The organism is Arthrobacter ruber (assembly GCF_002954225.1).
GTDB lineage: Bacteria > Actinomycetota > Actinomycetes > Actinomycetales > Micrococcaceae > Arthrobacter_D > Arthrobacter_D ruber.
On record NZ_PPTH01000013.1, the window covers coordinates 1 to 15,424 of the forward strand.

The window sequence follows — 15,424 nt, forward strand, 5'->3', positions numbered from 1 at the left end:
CGAGAACCCCACCACCAAGGACGAGATCAACGAGTACCTGCGCGAGGTGTCCCTGCACTCCACCATGCGCAAGCAGATCGACTACATCGACAGCCCCGAGGTGGTGTCCACCGACTTCGTCGGCTCACGCCGCGCCGGCATCGTCGACGCCCTGGCCACCATCGCCGACGGGCACCACGCCGTCCTCTACGTCTGGTACGACAACGAGTTCGGCTACAGCTGTCAGGTCGTCCGCGTCCTCGAGGAGATGGCCGCCGTCCACCCACCGACCTACCCCGCCGCGGATGCCGGGGCCGAGGTGGCCGCCCGCGTGTGAAGGTCGTCCACCGACGGGAAGGGCCCGACCATACGGTCGGGCCCTTCCCGTCGGTGTGGCCGGTCAGGCCGACTTGTTGCGGCGCTTGGCGACCACTTCGTGCGAGATGAGGGTGGGCTCCGCGCGCCGGCCGACGACGTCGTCGGTGATGACCACGGTGGCGATGTCCTCCCGGCTGGGCAGGTCGAACATGACCGGCAGGAGCACCTCCTCCATGATCGCCCGAAGGCCGCGGGCCCCCGTGCCCCGGTCGAGGGCGAGGTCGGCGATCGCCTCGAGGGCCTTGGGCTCGAAGACGAGATCGACGCCGTCGAGCAGGAACATCTTCTGGTACTGCTTCATGAGGGCGTTCTTGGGCTCGGTGAGGATCTGCATGAGCGCCGGACGGTCCAGGTGCGTGACCGTGGTGATGACCGGCAGGCGGCCGATGAACTCGGGGATCAGCCCGAACTTCAGCAGGTCCTCCGGCATGACGTCCCCGTAGCTGACTTCCTCGTTCTTCAGCGAGCTCAGCGGCGCACCGAAGCCGATCCCCTTGCGGCCGGCCCGCGACCCGATGATCTCCTCGAGGCCGGCGAAGGCGCCCGCGACGATGAACAGCACGTTCGTGGTGTCGATCTGGATGAATTCCTGATGGGGGTGCTTGCGTCCGCCCTGCGGAGGCACGGAGGCGACAGTGCCCTCGAGGATCTTCAGGAGTGCCTGCTGCACGCCCTCACCGGACACGTCGCGGGTGATCGAGGGGTTCTCGCTCTTGCGGGAGATCTTGTCGATCTCGTCGATGTAGATGATGCCCTGCTCGGCCTTCTTGACGTCGTAGTCGGCGGCCTGAATGAGCTTGAGGAGGATGTTCTCGACGTCCTCGCCGACGTAGCCCGCCTCGGTGAGGGCCGTGGCGTCCGCGACGGCGAACGGCACGTTCAGCCGTCGGGCCAGGGTCTGCGCGAGGTAGGTCTTGCCGCACCCCGTAGGGCCGATGAGCAGGATGTTCGACTTCGCGATCTCCACGTCCTCGGCCTCGGCGGCGTCGGCGAGGGTCCCGGCGGCGCGGGGGCCGTTGCCGGACTGGATGCGCTTGTAGTGGTTGTACACGGCGACCGCGAGCGAACGCTTGGCCGGCTCCTGGCCCACCACGTACTCCTGGAGGAAGTCGAAGATCTCGCGGGGCTTGGGCAGCTCGAACGAGCCGAGATCCGCCACCTCGGAGAGCTCCTCCTCGATGATCTCGTTGCACAGGTCGATGCACTCGTCGCAGATGTACACGCCGGGGCCGGCTATGAGCTTCCGGACCTGCTTCTGGCTCTTTCCGCAGAAGGAGCACTTGAGCAGATCGGTGCTCTCACCAATGCGAGCCATGGTTCAATCCCCTTAGGTATTACACGATTGCTATGACCACTCTAGGCCACATGGTCCCGGGAGCCAGTATCAAAATGCCCGTGGTGCCTTGCGGCGCCACGGGCGGTGACCGGGCCGGGCGGCGCATCCGATGGTCGGTGGAACCGCGGATGCGCCTGCCCCGGCTTACGGGGTGTTGATCTTCGGAGGGGTGATCTTGCGGGAGTTCAGGACCTCGTCCACCAGGCCGTACTCGACGGCGTCGGCGGCGGTGAGGATCTTGTCGCGCTCGATGTCGAGGTTGACCTGCTCCGTGGTGCGGCCCGAGTGCAGGGCCAGCGTGTCCTCGAGCCAGGTGCGCATGCGCATGACCTCGTTGGCCTGGATCTCGAGGTCGGACGCCTGTCCGCCCTGTCCGCCGGAGAGGGCCGGCTGGTGGATCAGCACCCGTGCGTTGGGCAGTGCGAGGCGCTTGCCGGGCGCCCCGGCGGCGAGCAGGACGGCGGCGGCACTGGCGGCCTGGCCGAGGCACACGGTCTGCACCTCGGGCCGGATGAACTGCATGGTGTCGTAGATCGCCGTCATGGCGGTGAAGGACCCGCCCGGCGAGTTGATGTACAGCGTGATGTCGCGCTCGGGGTCCGTGGACTCGAGGACGAGCAGCTGGGCCATGACGTCATCCGCGGAGGCGTCGTCGACCTGCGTGCCGAGGAAGATGATGCGGTCCTCGAACAGCTTCGTGTAGGGGTCCTGGCGCTTGAAGCCGTAGGGCGTGCGCTCTTCGAACTGGGGCAGGATGTAGCGGCTGGTCGGAAGGTTCCGCGCCGTGGATCCCGCTGCTGCCTGGAAATCGTGGTTCATGGTATCTCCTGTAGGACGACTGGTGAGGAGTGGACTGCTGCGCGGACTACGCGGTCTGCTCGGTGCCGCCGCCGCCTGCGACGGAACCGGAGTTCGCGGAGATGTGGTCGAAGAACCCGTACTCGAGGGCTTCCTGGGCGGTGAACCACTTGTCGCGGTCGTTGTCCTTCAGGATCGTCTCGACGGACTGGCCCGTCTGCTCCGCCGTCAGTTCGGCCATGACGCGCTTCATGTGGAGGATGAGCTCCGCCTGGATACGGATGTCGGTGGCCGTACCGCCGATGCCGCCCGAGGGCTGGTGCATCAGGATGCGGGCGTGGGGCGTCGCGTAGCGCTTGCCCTTCGTGCCCGAGGACAGCAGGAACTGGCCCATCGACGCGGCGAGGCCCGTGGCCACCGTGACGACGTCATTCGGGATGAACTGCATGGTGTCGTAGATGGCCATGCCCGCGGTCACCGAGCCGCCGGGAGAGTTGATGTAGAGGTAGATGTCGCGCTCGGGGTCCTCGGCCGACAGCAGGAGCAGCTGGGAGCAGATGATGTTCGCGTTGTCGTCGCGGACCTCGGAACCGAGCCAGATGATGCGCTCCTTGAGGAGCCGGTTGTAGATGTACTCGTCACGACCGCCCGCATCGGGGCCTGCCATGCTCGGGGTGCGTGGTTCGGTTGCCATTGACGTTGACCTCTCACTCTGGCGGGTGGATGCCTCTTCGGCCTACCCGTCCTTTTGTCTCTTCTTGGACACTAACCCGCTGGCTCGCCGAATTGCTCCCGCGCGCGGAACTGTTCGCTGACGGCGCACGGTCGCGGGCCAGCCCATCACGGGTCCGTGCGGGCCCCCCGATCGGGGGAGGACACCGCTTAACGCGGCAGCGGTGCCGCCGCCCGAAGGCTGCGGCACCGCTGGTCGCACTGGTGGGGGCTACTCGGCCGCCGGCTTCTTCCGCGGCGCGCGCTTCTTCTTGGGCGCCTCGGCGGCCTCCAGCTCCTCGGGAGCACCGGCCTCCGTCTCGGCGGCCTCGGACTCGGCGGCATCCGCCGTGACCTCGGACTCCGTGGCCTCGCTCTCGGTGGCCTCGGTCTCGGTGGCCTCGATGTCCTGCTCGACCTCGGCGTCGTCGACCTGGAAGGTCTCGCCCTCGTCACCGGCAGGACGGACGAACTCGCTCAGGTCGATCGAGGTGCCCGTGGTGTCGGTGACCGTCGCGTACTCGAGGACCTTGGCGAGGGCCTTGCGGCGGCGCACCTCACCGACGATCATCGGGACCTGGCCGCTCGAATCGAGCATCTGGGCGAACTGGTTCGGCTCCATGCCGTACTGGCCGGCGGTGGAGACGATGTAGTCGATCAGCTCGCTCTGGCTGACGCCCACCTCCTCCTTCTCGGCGACGGCGTCGAGGATGACCTCGTTCTGGAAGGCGCGCTCGGTGTTGGTGCGGATCTCGGCGCGGTGTTCCTCGGTGTCGTGGTCCTCACCGGCACTGTGGGCGTTCTCGCCGTTGAAGTGCTGCTCGAGCTGCTCCTCGATGACGCTCTCGGGGACCGGGACGGCGACGAGCTCGACGAGCTTGTCCAGCACCTTGTCCCGCGCCTCGACGCCCTGATCCATGAGCTTGGACTCGGAGGCCTGCTTCGCGAGATCGGCGCGCAGCTCCTCGGCGGTGTCGAACTCGCTGGCGAGCTGGGCGAACTCGTCGTCGACCTCGGGGAGCTCGCGCTCCTTGACGGCCTTCACGGAGACCTTGACCTGGGCGGCAGCACCGGCGTGCTCGCCGCCGGCCAGCGTGGTCTCGAAGGTGGCGTCCTCATCCGTGGAGAGACCGGTGACTGCCTCGTCCATGCCCTCGAGCATGGTGCCGGAGCCGATCTGGTAGGACAGGTCCTGGGCCGCATCGACCTCTTCACCGTCCACCGACGCGGTGAGGTCGATCGTGAGGAAGTCGCCGTCCTTGGCGGGGCGGTCGACGGTGGTGAGGGTGCCGAAGCGCCCGCGCAGCTCGTCCATGGCCTTCTGGACGTCCTCGTCCGACGCCTCGACGGGCTCGACGGTGACCTCGAGGCCCTTGTAGTCGGGCAGCTCGATCTCGGGACGGATGTCCAGTTCGACGCTGAAGGTGAGCTGGCCGTCCTTCTTCGCGGGGTCGGGGACCTCGGTGATCTCGACCTCGGGGCGGCTGAGGGGACGGATCCCGGTCTCCTGCACGGCGCTCTGGTAGAAACCGTTCAGGCCGTCGTTGATGGCCGTCTCGATCACGTAGCCGCGGCCCACGCGCTGGTCGATGAGCTGCTGGGGAACCTTGCCCTTGCGGAACCCGGGAACCTGCACCTGGGTGGCGATGGTCTTGTAGGCCTCGTCGATGCTGGGCTTCAGTTCCTCGAAGGGGACCTCGACGTTCAGCTTCACCCGGGTGGGGGAAAGGGTTTCAACAGCGCTCTTCACAGCGTAGGACTCCTGAGATGATTGGGATTGGTTCTGCAGCGGAGGCAATTTCCTCATCACACGACAGAGTCGGGGTGACAGGAGTTGAACCTGCGACTTCCTGCTCCCAAAGCAGGCGCTCTACCAAGCTGAGCTACACCCCGTAAGTGCGAGTGTCAGTCTACGCACCTTTGCGCGCACCTCGCACATTTGGCGATCACGCGGCTGCTGTGGTGTAGTTGTAGGCGTTCCACGGGGCCCTAATAGTGTTCCCGCGGGGCTGTAGCTTAGTGGTAAAGCCTCTGTCTTCCAAACAGATGATGCGAGTTCGATTCTCGTCAGCCCCTCTCCTCCCGGCTTCGGCAGGGACCCCACCCGGACCGACGCGTCCGGGTGTTCTGCTTTAAGCGGCCGGGTCAGTCCGCCTGGCACTGCGGGCACCAGTAGACGTTCCGCGCGGCCATCTCCGCGGTCAGGATGGGCGTGCCGCAGCGGCGGCACGGCTCCCCCGTCCGCTTGTACACGTAGTTCGGCGCCGAGCGCTTGGGCCGACCGTTCCGGGCCTCGGGCGTGGTCGTGATGATGCGTCCTTCGCGCACACCGTCCTTCATCAGCCGCACGGTGTCGGCCCAGATGCCGCCGGCCTCGTCGTCACGCAGCTGCTTCCCCGGCCGCCAGGGGTTGATCCCCTGCAGGAACAGCACCTCGGCGCGGTAGATGTTCCCGATCCCGGCGATCACGGCCTGGTTCATGAGCTGGACGCCGACCGGGGTGATGCTGGAGGTCACCTTGCTGACGAAGACGGTGGCGTCGGAGTCCGGCTGCAGCGGATCGGGGCCGAGCCTCGCCCGCGCTGCCTGCTCCTCGGCGGCCGTGATGACCTCGCAGGCCGTCGGTCCCCGCAGGTCGGCCCAGCCGTGGGGTGACACGAGCCGTACCCGGACCGCTCCGACGGGCTCGGGCGGGCCTGCGTAGGTCGAAGCGCCGGCGTCGCCGGTCGGCTGCTCCGACTCCCCCACCCGGCGTGGCGCCCCGATGCTCGAGGCGCCGCGGAACGTGGCGTCGCCCCCGAAGCTCCATGCCCCGTAGAGCCCGAGGTGCACGCGCAGTACACGGTCGCCGTCGAACCGCAGGAACATCTGCTTGCCGTGGGCGAGGGCGCTCAGCAGGGTACCGCCGTCGAGCAGGGCGGCACCCGCCGCGAAGCGGCCCTGGGGGCTGGACACGGCCAGCTGCTCGCCGGCGAAGACGGAGCCGAACTGCTTCGCCAGCCGGTGAACCGAGTGGCCCTCAGGCAAGAGTCCCGGTCTCCTCGAAGCGTGCTATCTGCGCGATGCGGCGGCTGTGCCGCTCGGCGCCGCTGAACGGCTCGGCGAGGAACGCCTCGATCAGGGCCGTGGCCTCCTCCACGGAGTGCTGGCGGCCGCCGACGGCCACCACGTTCGCATCGTTGTGCTGCCGCGCGAGCCGGGCCGTGTCCAGGTTCCAGGCGAGGGCCGCGCGCACCCCCGGCACCTTGTTCGCCGCGATCTGCTCGCCGTTGCCGGACCCGCCGAGCACGATGCCGAGCGCCTCCGTGCCGGCCGCCTGGTCCGCCACGACGGCCTGCGCCGCGTGGATGCAGAAGGAGGGGTAGTCGTCCTCGGGGTCGTACGCCGTCGGACCGTGGTCGACGACGTCGTGCCCGGCCGCCGTGAGGTGCGCGAGCAGGTGGGCGCTCAGCTCCATGCCGGCGTGGTCTGTGGCGAGGTGGACGCGCATGGACATCTGTTCCTTTCAAGGATGCCGGGAGGAGCCGGCGACGACTGGGATGATGCAGGGTTTGTCCGGCCCGGGGCAGGACGGGTTCCAGCCTAGTGCGCCCGACGGCCGGCGGCCGATCGCCCGGCGACGCCGGACGGAGTGAGAGAATACGAAGCGCGCGTAACCCCCATCACACGCGCGGAACCCGATTCCCACCCTGGAGGCGATCCTTGCCCGGTCTGAACCTGACGCGCGATGAAGCACGCACGCGCGCCGATCTGCTCACCGTCCACTCCTACGAGGTCACCCTGGACCTGACGCGGGGTGAGCGCGTCTTCCGGTCCACGACGGTGGTGTCCTTCGACGCCGAGCCGGGTGCCTCCACGTTCATCGACGCCGTGACGGACACCGTCCACCGCGTCGAGCTGAACGGCGTCGGGCTGGACGCCTCCGAGGTCGCCGACGGCGTGCGCATCCAGCTGCCGTCGCTGGCCGCGAGCAACACCCTCGTGGTCGAGGCGGACATGCCCTACATGAACACGGGTGAGGGCCTGCACCGCTTCACCGATCCTGTGGACGGCGAGGTGTACCTCTATACACAGTTCGAGGTCCCCGACTCCCGCCGTGTCTTCGCGGTCTTCGAACAGCCGGACCTGAAGGCCACGTTCCGTTTCCGCGTCACGGCGCCGTCGCACTGGGACGTCATCTCCAACAGCCCCACGCCCGCACCGGTGCCGGCGGACTCCGCCGCCGACGGCGGGGAGAGCTCCACCTGGTACTTCGAGCCGACGCCGGTCATGTCCTCCTACGTCACGGCGCTCATCGCGGGCCCGTACCAGTCCGTGCGCAGCGAGCTCACGAGCTCCGACGGGCGGACCATCCCGCTCGGCGTCTTCGCCCGGAAGTCGCTCATGAAGTACATGGACGCCGAGAACATCTTCGCGCTCACCCGGCAGGGTTTCGCCTTCTACGAGGAGCAGTTCGGCGCGCCCTACCCGTTCGAGAAGTACGACCAGCTGTTCGTTCCCGAGTTCAACGCCGGCGCGATGGAGAACGCCGGCGCGGTCACCTTCGTGGAGACCTACGTCTTCCGCTCCCGCGTGCCCGATGCCACCGTGGAGCGGCGCGCCATCACGATCCTCCACGAACTCGCCCACATGTGGTTCGGCGACCTCGTGACCATGCGCTGGTGGAACGACCTCTGGCTGAACGAGTCCTTCGCCGAGTTCATGTCCACCCTCGCCGCCGCCGAGGCCACGGAGTTCGAGCAGGCCTGGACGACGTTCGCGATCCTGGAGAAGGGCTGGGCCTACCGCCAGGACCAGCTGCCGTCCACGCACCCCATCGTGGCGGAGATCAACGACCTCGAGGACGTCCAGGTCAACTTCGACGGCATCACCTATGCCAAGGGTGCCTCGGTGCTCAAGCAGCTCGTGGCCTGGGTGGGGCAGGACCAGTTCATGGCGGGCGTGCGCCAGTACTTCGCCAAGCACTCCTGGAAGAACACCGAGCTCGTGGACCTCCTGTCCGAACTCGAGGCTGCCAGCGGCCGCGACCTCAAGCAGTGGTCGGCGCTGTGGCTCGAGACGGCCGGCGTCAACACGCTCCGTCCCGAGATCGGCACGGACGATGACGGCACCATCGCCTCCTTCACGATCCTGCAGACGGCGATCGAGGCGTTCCCCACCATCCGCCCGCACCGCCTGGCGGTGGGCTTCTACGACCACGACGACGACGGCGCGCTGGTCCGCGTGCACCGCCTCGAGCTCGACGTCGACGGCGAGCGCACGGACGTACCGGACCTCGTGGGACGGAAGCGGCCCGCGCTGGTGCTGCTCAACGACGACGACCTCGCCTACGCGAAGATCCGCCTCGACCCGGCGTCCCTGCGGACCTCGGTGCGGCACGTCAAGGACTTCCGCGACTCGCTCCCCCGCACGCTCGTCCTCGCCTCCGCGTGGGACGCCGCCCGTGACGGCGAGACGCCCGCCCGCGACTACGTGGAACTCGTGCTGCGGAACATCGGCGCGGAGTCGGACTCGTCGGTGGTGCTGGTCCTGCTCCGGCAGCTCGCCTCCACCCTCGCGTTCTACGTCGATCCCGCGGACCGGGAGACCATGGGCGATGCCGCCGCGGACAGCCTGCTGGAACTCGCCCTCGCCGCGGACCCCGCATCGGACGCCCAGCTCCAGTTCACGAAGGCGTTCTCGGCACACGCGCGCACCGCAGCACAGCTGGACGTCGTCGAGGCGATGCTGACGGGCCGGAACGTCCCCGAGGGCCTCTCGGTGGACCAGGACCTGCGGTGGGAGCTGCTGACCAGCCTCGTGGTGGGCGGCCGTGCCGGCGCCGCCGAGATCGACGCCGAACTGCTGCAGGACTCGACGGCGACGGGCGAGCTCGCCGCAGCCGCCGCGAGGGCGGCACTGCCGACGGCGGACGCGAAGGAAGCGGCCTGGGCGGCGCTCGTGGATGCCACGGACCTCCCCAACGCCACGCAGCGCTCGATGATCGCGGGCTTCACCAGGGTGCACGACCGCGCGCTGCTGGAGCCGTTCGTCGAGCGCTACTTCGCGTCCCTGCGCGAGGTCTGGTCGACCCGCACGCACGAGATCGCCCAGCAGATCGTCGTGGGCCTGTACCCCTCGCTCCTGACGACGCAGGACACCCTGGACCGGACCGATGCGTTCCTCGCCGAACTCGGCGCCGACGCGCCGTCGCTTCGCCGGCTCGTGCTCGAGAGCCGCGACGGGATCGTGCGCGCGCTGAAGGCGCAGGCCGCCGACAGGTAGGCGGAAGCGAGCGGGGAGGACTCCGCGGGTCCTCCCCGCTCCCCGCCCGTACCGCACTAGGGTCGGAGCATGAACCTGCAGGAGCACTCCTACGCGGCGCGGATCCGCTGGACGGGCAATCTCGGCACGGGCACCTCGGGCTACCGGTCCTACAGCCGGGACCACGAGGTGGACGTGGAGGGCCCGGGCCGCCTCCTCGGCACCGCGGACCCCACGTTCCACGGCTCGAAGGACCGGTGGAACCCGGAACAGCTGCTGCTGACAGCCGTCGCGCAGTGCCACATGCTGTCCTACCTGCACGTCGCCGTGAGGGCAGGAGTGGTCGTCACCGGATACAGCGACGCGGCGACCGGAACCCTGCACCTCAACCCTGACGGCAGCGGCGAGTTCACCGGCATGGTGCTGCGCCCCGTCGTCGAGCTGGCCGACGCCGGCCAGTCCGCCCTGGCGGACTCCCTGCACGCGGAGGCCAACCGGCTCTGCTTCATCGCCCGGTCGCTGGCCTTCCCCGTCCGTCATGAACCCACCTCGGCCGGTCCCGCCGACTGAGCAGGAACCCCCGGAGGTCCAGGGGCGTGTACGCCGCTGTAGCCTATTAAGGCATCCCCGCGCGCCCCTGCGCCCTCGTGGGTGGACTCCCCCGGATGCCTGCATGAAAGTGACGACATGGAATTCCTTACCCCTCTCGGCTACGGCGGCCAGGTCATCGCCGCCCTGATCATCCTGATCGGCGCGCTCCTGCTGTGGCTCGTGGTCCGCTACCTGATCGCGCGGTCCGTCACGCGCGTCCAGAACGGCTACAGCGTGTTCAAGAAGCCGCACTTCAAGTGGGCCCAGCCCGCCCTCCGGCCGTTCGACAGCGCACGGCGCGTCCAGCGCGCCGAGACGATCGGGGGCCTGCTCTCCAGCGTCGCCGCCGGGACGATCGCCGTCATCGCGATCCTCATGGTCATCGAGACACTCGGGTTCAACATCGGCCCCATCCTCGCCAGCGTCGGGATCGTCGGGATCGCCATCGGCTTCGGCGCCCGCGAGGTGATCCGCGATGCGTTCCTCGGGTTCTTCATCACCATCGAGGACCAGTACGGCATCGGGGACACGATCGAGATCGGCGAGACCGTGGGGGTGGTGCAGTCGCTGGGCCTGAGGATCACGCGCATGGTCGACGAGCACGGGGCCGTCTGGTACGTCCGCAACGGGGACATCACGAAGGTGGGCAACCGCTCACAGGGCGACTACATCGCCCCTCCCCCCGAGCCCTCCTCCGCCGCTGCGGAGAGCCAGGCATGAGCGAGCAGGATCGCGCCGGCATGGAGCACCCCGGAACCGACCAGGAGCCGGCGGCGGGAGCCCCGACGGCCCGGCCGGACCAATCCTCCACGCAGCTGTCCCCGCCGTCGGCCGGAGCGCGGTCGGCGCTGCCCGTCGAGCGGCTCGTCGCCGCCGGCCAGGGTTTCAGCCAGCCCCAGTACACGGAGAACTTCTACGAAACCGTGGGCGGTCACGAGACGTTCGTGAAGCTCGTGGACGCGTTCTACGACGGCGTCGCGGACGACGACGTCCTGCGCCCCATGTACCCGGAGCAGGACCTCGGGCCCGCCAAGGAGCGCCTGCTCCTCTTCCTCGAGCAGTACTGGGGCGGGCCCAGGACCTACGGCGAACAGCGCGGGCATCCGCGGCTGCGGATGAGGCACATGCCGTTCCGCGTCGGGCCGCAGGCGCGCGACCACTGGCTGCAGCACATGCGCGCCGCCGTGGACACCCTCCAGCTCGCGCCCCTGCACGAGGCGACACTGTGGGACTACCTCGAGCGCGCCGCGCACTCGATGGTCAACGCCGCGGACTAGGCCGGCCGGTCCCGCGCCGGGTCAGAGCAGGGCCGCCGCCCGTACGAGGACATGCCCGCGGCCCGTGCTCACACGGGACCAGCGCCCGTTGACGTGGACGGTCGCCGTACCGTCCGGCACGAGGAACCCCAGACTGTAGGCGCCGAAGGCGGCTCCCGCCGGCACCGGCCCCGCGACGCCGTCGAGGGGCTGGCCCCACACCGCCGCCCGCGTGCTGCTCACGAGCGGCGCGCCGGGACGCTCGGGCAGGATCCGCGCCACCTCCCCGATACCGTCCTTCGCCGCGCGGTCGAGGACGTCGCAGGGCACCTCGCCGGCGCGGGTCCAGCCGGAGCGTGGCGGAAGGATCCCCGCCCAGGTCCCGGTGACCGTCACGGCGGGCACCGGGAAGACCACGGCATCGGAGGGCATGCGCGCGAGTCTGTCGAGGACGGACCCGAGGGAGACCGTGACGTCGACGTGCGCCTCCTCCTCGAGCGCCATCGTCCTGAGTCCGAGCACGGTCGGGAGCGGCTCGCCGAGCACCGTGGGGCCGAGGACGCGGACGTACGCCGCTGCGACGGCGCCGACTGCCACGACCCGCATCCCGCCGTCGTCGTTCGCCCGCGCCCGGGCGGTGAAGGTCCTGAAATCTGCGACCGTCCGCGTGTCCGAGAACCGCAGCTCCGCTGATGACACGGCGCCTACCTGGCCCGGGACCGGCGGAACGGGACGGCCGGACCCTGCCATGACAGGAGGACGGCCCGCTGGCTGTCCGAGAGGCGGACGGGCCGCCCCGTGCTCCGGCTGACCAGGACCATGGTGGTAGCCGCGATCGCCGTCGTGGTGCTTCCCTCGGCCTCCATCCGGTCGCGGACGGCGTAGCCGAGGTCGAAGCTGGACGCGCCGACCGCGGTGACCCAGATCTCGACGGCGGCGGGCCGCGTGCTGAAGTTCAGCGGCGCCCGGTACTCGATCTCCTGCCGTCCCACGAGGGCGTAGTGATCGGGATCGACCAGTTCGAGGAAGGAGCCGCCCGGGTGCGCCTCGCTCATCAGCTGGACGCGAGCGTCCTCGAGGAACTGCAGGAAGCGGACGTTGTTGACGTGGCCGTACGAATCCTCGTCGCCGAAGCGCAGGTGGAGGGGGAAGGTGTTCACGGGGGGCATGGTGCAATCCTCTCAACAATTCGAGCGACCCTTCACCGCGGCTCCTGTCGGCGCGCTGTGGGTCCCCGCGGTGGCCGCGGGGCGGTGGTTTTGAGCAGGACGGACGCGTCCGTCTAGTGTCGGGGGTAGCCGTTTCCGCCCGACGCTCCGCCGACACCACCGCGAGGACCCCATGACCGACCAGCCGCACGCGGCCCCTGCCGCTGCCGCCGAGCCCGCCACCGATCCGACGCAGACGCTCCTCGGACTGCTCGATCTCAGCAGCGCGGAAGGGGCGCAGACGGACGAGGAGATCTTCGTGGGTTCCTCGGCCCGCCAGCCGGGCCGGCGCGTGTTCGGCGGGCAGGTCCTCGCCCAGTCACTGATCGCGGCGATGCGCACCGTCGACTCCTCCCGCGACGTCCACTCGATGCACGCCTACTTCCTGCGCGCCGGTGACGCCGAGCAGCCGATCACCTTCGGTGTGCAGCGGCTGCGGGACGGTCGATCCTTCTCCGCGCGCCGGACGCATGCCTACCAGAACGGCGTCCCCATCCTGTCGATGATCGCGTCCTTCCAGGCACCCGATGAGGGCGTCGTCCACCAGGACAGCATCCCGGAGGGCATGCCGGACCCGGAGAGCCTCCCGACGACCGCGGACCTGCTCGGCTCGCTCGACCACCCGGTTGCCAGGGCATGGGCCTTCGAGCGCCCTTTCGACATCCGCCATGTGGATGCGCCGATCTACCTCACCAACGAGGGCCCGCGCGAACCCCGCAACGCCGTCTGGATGCGCAGCCTCGGACCCCTGCCCGACGACCCCGACCTCCATCGGGCGGCCCTGGCCTACGCGAGCGACTACACCCTCCTCGAATCGATCCTGCGGCCGCACGGGCTCAGCTGGGTCCAGCCGGGCATGAGCGTCGCGAGCCTCGACCACGCCATGTGGTGGCATCGTCCCGTGCGCGTGGACGAGTGGCTCCTGTACGTCCAGAGCTCGCCGAGCGCCTCCGGCGCACGCGGCCTGGCCGCCGGGCGCATCTACAACCGGGCGGGCGAACTCGTGGCCAGCGTCGCGCAGGAGGGCATGATCCGCATCCCGTCGACCTGATCCGCCCGGCACGTTCCCTGCGCTTCCACGCAAGAGTGACGCGGTCGGGCTACGACCGCACTGCGGGGCACGACACAGCAGAGGGACACGGCATCCGCCGTGTCCCTCTGCTGTGTCGCGCGCCGGCCGGGATACCTCCGGGGCCGGTCTCCTGCCGCTAGTCGCGGGTGAGGCGGCGGTGCGTGACGCGGTGCGGTTTGGCGGCGTCGGGGCCCAGGCGCTCCACCTTGTTCTGCTCGTACGCGTCGAAGTTGCCCTCGAACCAGTACCAGTTGTCCGGGTCCTCCTCGGTGCCCTCGTAGGACAGGATGTGCGTGGCCACCCGGTCGAGGAACCACCGGTCGTGCGAGACGACGACGGCGCAGCCCGGGAATTCCAGCAGGGCGTTCTCCAGGCTCGACAGCGTCTCCACGTCGAGGTCGTTGGTCGGTTCGTCGAGGAGCAGCAGGTTGCCGCCCTGCTTCAGGGTCATCGCGAGGTTCAGGCGGTTGCGCTCACCGCCGGAGAGCACCCCCGCCTTCTTCTGCTGGTCCGGTCCCTTGAAGCCGAACGCCGAGACATAGGCGCGCGACGGCATCTCGACCTGGCCCACCTGGATGAAATCGAGGCCGTCGGACACGACCTCCCAGAGGCTCTTGTTGGGGTCGATGCCGCCTCGGGACTGGTCGACGTAGGAGATCTTCACCGAGTCGCCGATGCGCAGCTCTCCCCCGTCGAGGGGCTCGAGGCCCACGATGGTCTTGAACAGCGTGGTCTTGCCGACGCCGTTCGGGCCGATGACGCCCACGATGCCGTTGCGCGGGAGTGAGAAGGACAACCCGTCGATGAGGATGCGCTCGTCGTAGCCCTTGCGCAGGTCGCGGGCCTCGATGACCTGGCTGCCGAGCCTGGGGCCCGGCGGGATCTGGATCTCCTCGAAGTCGAGCTTCCTGGTGCGCTCCGCCTCCGCAGCCATCTCCTCGTAGCGGTTCAGGCGTGCCTTGGACTTCGTCTGGCGTCCCTTGGCGTTGGAGCGGACCCACTCCAGTTCCTCGGTGAGGCGCTTGGAGAGCTTCTGGTCCTTCTTGCCCTGGACCTCGAGGCGCGCGCGCTTCTTCTCCAGGTAGGTGGAGTAGTTGCCCTCGTAGGGGTACAGGTTGCCGCGGTCCACCTCGGCGATCCACTCGGCCACGTGGTCGAGGAAGTAGCGGTCGTGGGTCACGGCGAGGACTGCGCCGGCGTACGACGAGAGATGCTGCTCGAGCCAGAGCACGCTCTCGGCGTCCAGGTGGTTGGTGGGCTCGTCGAGGAGCAGCAGGTCGGGCTTCTGCAGCAGCAGCTTGCAGAGCGCCACCCGGCGTCGCTCTCCACCGGAGAGGACGGTGACATCGGCATCCGGCGGCGGGCATCTCAGGGCGTCCATGGCCTGCTCGAGCTGGGAGTCCAGGTCCCAGGCGTCCGCGGCATCGATCGCTTCCTGCAGCTTGCCCATCTCGTCGAGCAGCGTGTCGAAGTCGGCGTCCGGGCTGGCCATCTCCTCGGAGATCTCGTTGAAGCGCTGGATTTTGGCGTAGATCTCCCCGACGCCCTCCTGGACGTTGCCGAGGACGGTCTTCTCCTCGTTCAGGGGCGGTTCCTGCAGGAGGATACCGACGCTGTAGCCGGCACTCAGACGGGCCTCACCGTTCGAGGGCGTATCCAGGCCCGCCATGATCTTCAGGATGGTGGACTTGCCGGACCCGTTCGGGCCGACGACGCCGATCTTCGCTCCCGGGAAGAACGACATGCTGACATCGTTGAGGATGACTTTGTCGCCGACGGCCTTGCGGGCCTTGGTCATTGTGTAGATAAATTCCGCCATACCCTCAAGGCTAGTGGCTGCCCGCCGCGTTTC

The 15,424-nt window shown here is 68.9% G+C and carries 14 protein-coding genes, 2 tRNA genes and 1 pseudogene; 7 read left to right on the forward strand and 10 right to left on the reverse strand.

Annotation, left to right across the window (positions count from 1 at the left end):
- Positions 1 to 316: pseudogene (locus CI785_RS03910) on the forward strand (glyceraldehyde-3-phosphate dehydrogenase); the annotation flags it as partial.
- A 63-nt stretch (positions 317 to 379) separates the two neighbouring features.
- Here the strand turns inward: CI785_RS03910 and clpX are convergent.
- The 5 genes from clpX to CI785_RS03935 form a co-directional block, all read right to left on the reverse strand.
- The gene (clpX, locus tag CI785_RS03915; protein WP_105030803.1) at positions 380 to 1,672 is read right to left on the reverse strand and encodes an ATP-dependent Clp protease ATP-binding subunit ClpX; all 1,293 of its coding nucleotides are present in this window, start codon (positions 1,670 to 1,672) and stop codon (positions 380 to 382) included.
- Between the two features lie 165 nt (positions 1,673 to 1,837).
- Positions 1,838 to 2,512, reverse strand: a complete 675-nt coding sequence (locus CI785_RS03920; RefSeq protein WP_105030804.1) for an ATP-dependent Clp protease proteolytic subunit — start codon at positions 2,510 to 2,512, stop codon at positions 1,838 to 1,840.
- Positions 2,513 to 2,558: 46 nt separating this feature from the next.
- Positions 2,559 to 3,185: an ATP-dependent Clp protease proteolytic subunit gene (locus CI785_RS03925; RefSeq protein WP_276308002.1), complete on the reverse strand. Its 627-nt coding sequence runs from the start codon at positions 3,183 to 3,185 to the stop codon at positions 2,559 to 2,561.
- A 249-nt stretch (positions 3,186 to 3,434) separates the two neighbouring features.
- Positions 3,435 to 4,952 carry a trigger factor gene (gene tig, locus CI785_RS03930; RefSeq protein WP_105030805.1) on the reverse strand — a complete coding sequence of 506 codons (1,518 nt, stop codon included), beginning with the start codon at positions 4,950 to 4,952 and terminating at the stop codon, positions 3,435 to 3,437.
- Positions 4,953 to 5,021: 69 nt separating this feature from the next.
- A tRNA-Pro gene (locus CI785_RS03935) sits at positions 5,022 to 5,095 on the reverse strand.
- A 112-nt stretch (positions 5,096 to 5,207) separates the two neighbouring features.
- On the opposite strand from CI785_RS03935, the gene CI785_RS03940 reads away from it, so the two are divergent.
- Positions 5,208 to 5,278 (forward strand) — tRNA-Gly (locus tag CI785_RS03940).
- Between the two features lie 69 nt (positions 5,279 to 5,347).
- On the opposite strand, the gene CI785_RS03945 is transcribed toward CI785_RS03940, so the two are convergent.
- Together CI785_RS03945 and CI785_RS03950 are read right to left on the reverse strand one after the other, a co-directional pair.
- Positions 5,348 to 6,229 (reverse strand): Fpg/Nei family DNA glycosylase, encoded by an 882-nt coding sequence (locus tag CI785_RS03945; protein ID WP_105030806.1) that lies wholly within the window; start codon positions 6,227 to 6,229, stop codon positions 5,348 to 5,350.
- On the reverse strand, positions 6,222 to 6,692 hold the full coding sequence (locus tag CI785_RS03950) for a ribose-5-phosphate isomerase (RefSeq protein ID WP_105031002.1): 471 nt from the start codon (positions 6,690 to 6,692) through the stop codon (positions 6,222 to 6,224). Before CI785_RS03950 ends, CI785_RS03945 begins: the two co-directional genes overlap by 8 nt.
- Positions 6,693 to 6,913: 221 nt before the next feature.
- On the opposite strand from CI785_RS03950, the gene pepN reads away from it, so the two are divergent.
- From pepN to CI785_RS03970, 4 genes are all read left to right on the forward strand, one after another.
- A complete protein-coding gene (pepN, locus tag CI785_RS03955; RefSeq protein WP_105031003.1) occupies positions 6,914 to 9,466 on the forward strand; it encodes an aminopeptidase N in 2,553 nt (850 codons plus the stop codon).
- A gap of 69 nt (positions 9,467 to 9,535) precedes the next feature.
- Positions 9,536 to 10,015 (forward strand): OsmC family protein, encoded by a 480-nt coding sequence (locus tag CI785_RS03960; RefSeq protein WP_105030807.1) that lies wholly within the window; start codon positions 9,536 to 9,538, stop codon positions 10,013 to 10,015.
- A 117-nt stretch (positions 10,016 to 10,132) separates the two neighbouring features.
- The gene (locus CI785_RS03965) at positions 10,133 to 10,756 is read left to right on the forward strand and encodes a mechanosensitive ion channel family protein (protein WP_105030808.1); all 624 of its coding nucleotides are present in this window, start codon (positions 10,133 to 10,135) and stop codon (positions 10,754 to 10,756) included.
- A 128-nt stretch (positions 10,757 to 10,884) separates the two neighbouring features.
- Positions 10,885 to 11,313, forward strand: coding sequence for a globin (locus tag CI785_RS03970; protein ID WP_240615009.1), 429 nt, complete (start codon positions 10,885 to 10,887; stop codon positions 11,311 to 11,313).
- Positions 11,314 to 11,334: 21 nt separating this feature from the next.
- Here CI785_RS03970 and CI785_RS03975 read toward each other — a convergent pair whose 3' ends face one another.
- On the reverse strand, positions 11,335 to 12,042 hold the full coding sequence (locus CI785_RS03975) for a DUF8185 domain-containing protein (RefSeq protein WP_105030809.1): 708 nt from the start codon (positions 12,040 to 12,042) through the stop codon (positions 11,335 to 11,337).
- A complete protein-coding gene (locus CI785_RS03980) occupies positions 11,997 to 12,461 on the reverse strand; it encodes an acyl-CoA thioesterase (RefSeq protein WP_105030810.1) in 465 nt (154 codons plus the stop codon). Before CI785_RS03980 ends, CI785_RS03975 begins: the two co-directional genes overlap by 46 nt.
- 172 nt (positions 12,462 to 12,633) lie before the next feature.
- On the opposite strand from CI785_RS03980, the gene CI785_RS03985 reads away from it, so the two are divergent.
- The gene (locus CI785_RS03985; RefSeq protein ID WP_105030811.1) at positions 12,634 to 13,551 is read left to right on the forward strand and encodes an acyl-CoA thioesterase; all 918 of its coding nucleotides are present in this window, start codon (positions 12,634 to 12,636) and stop codon (positions 13,549 to 13,551) included.
- Between the two features lie 157 nt (positions 13,552 to 13,708).
- Here the strand turns inward: CI785_RS03985 and ettA are convergent, their stop codons facing one another.
- Positions 13,709 to 15,391 carry an energy-dependent translational throttle protein EttA gene (gene ettA, locus CI785_RS03990; protein ID WP_105030812.1) on the reverse strand — a complete coding sequence of 561 codons (1,683 nt, stop codon included), beginning with the start codon at positions 15,389 to 15,391 and terminating at the stop codon, positions 13,709 to 13,711.
- Between the last annotated feature and the right edge of the window lie 33 nt (positions 15,392 to 15,424).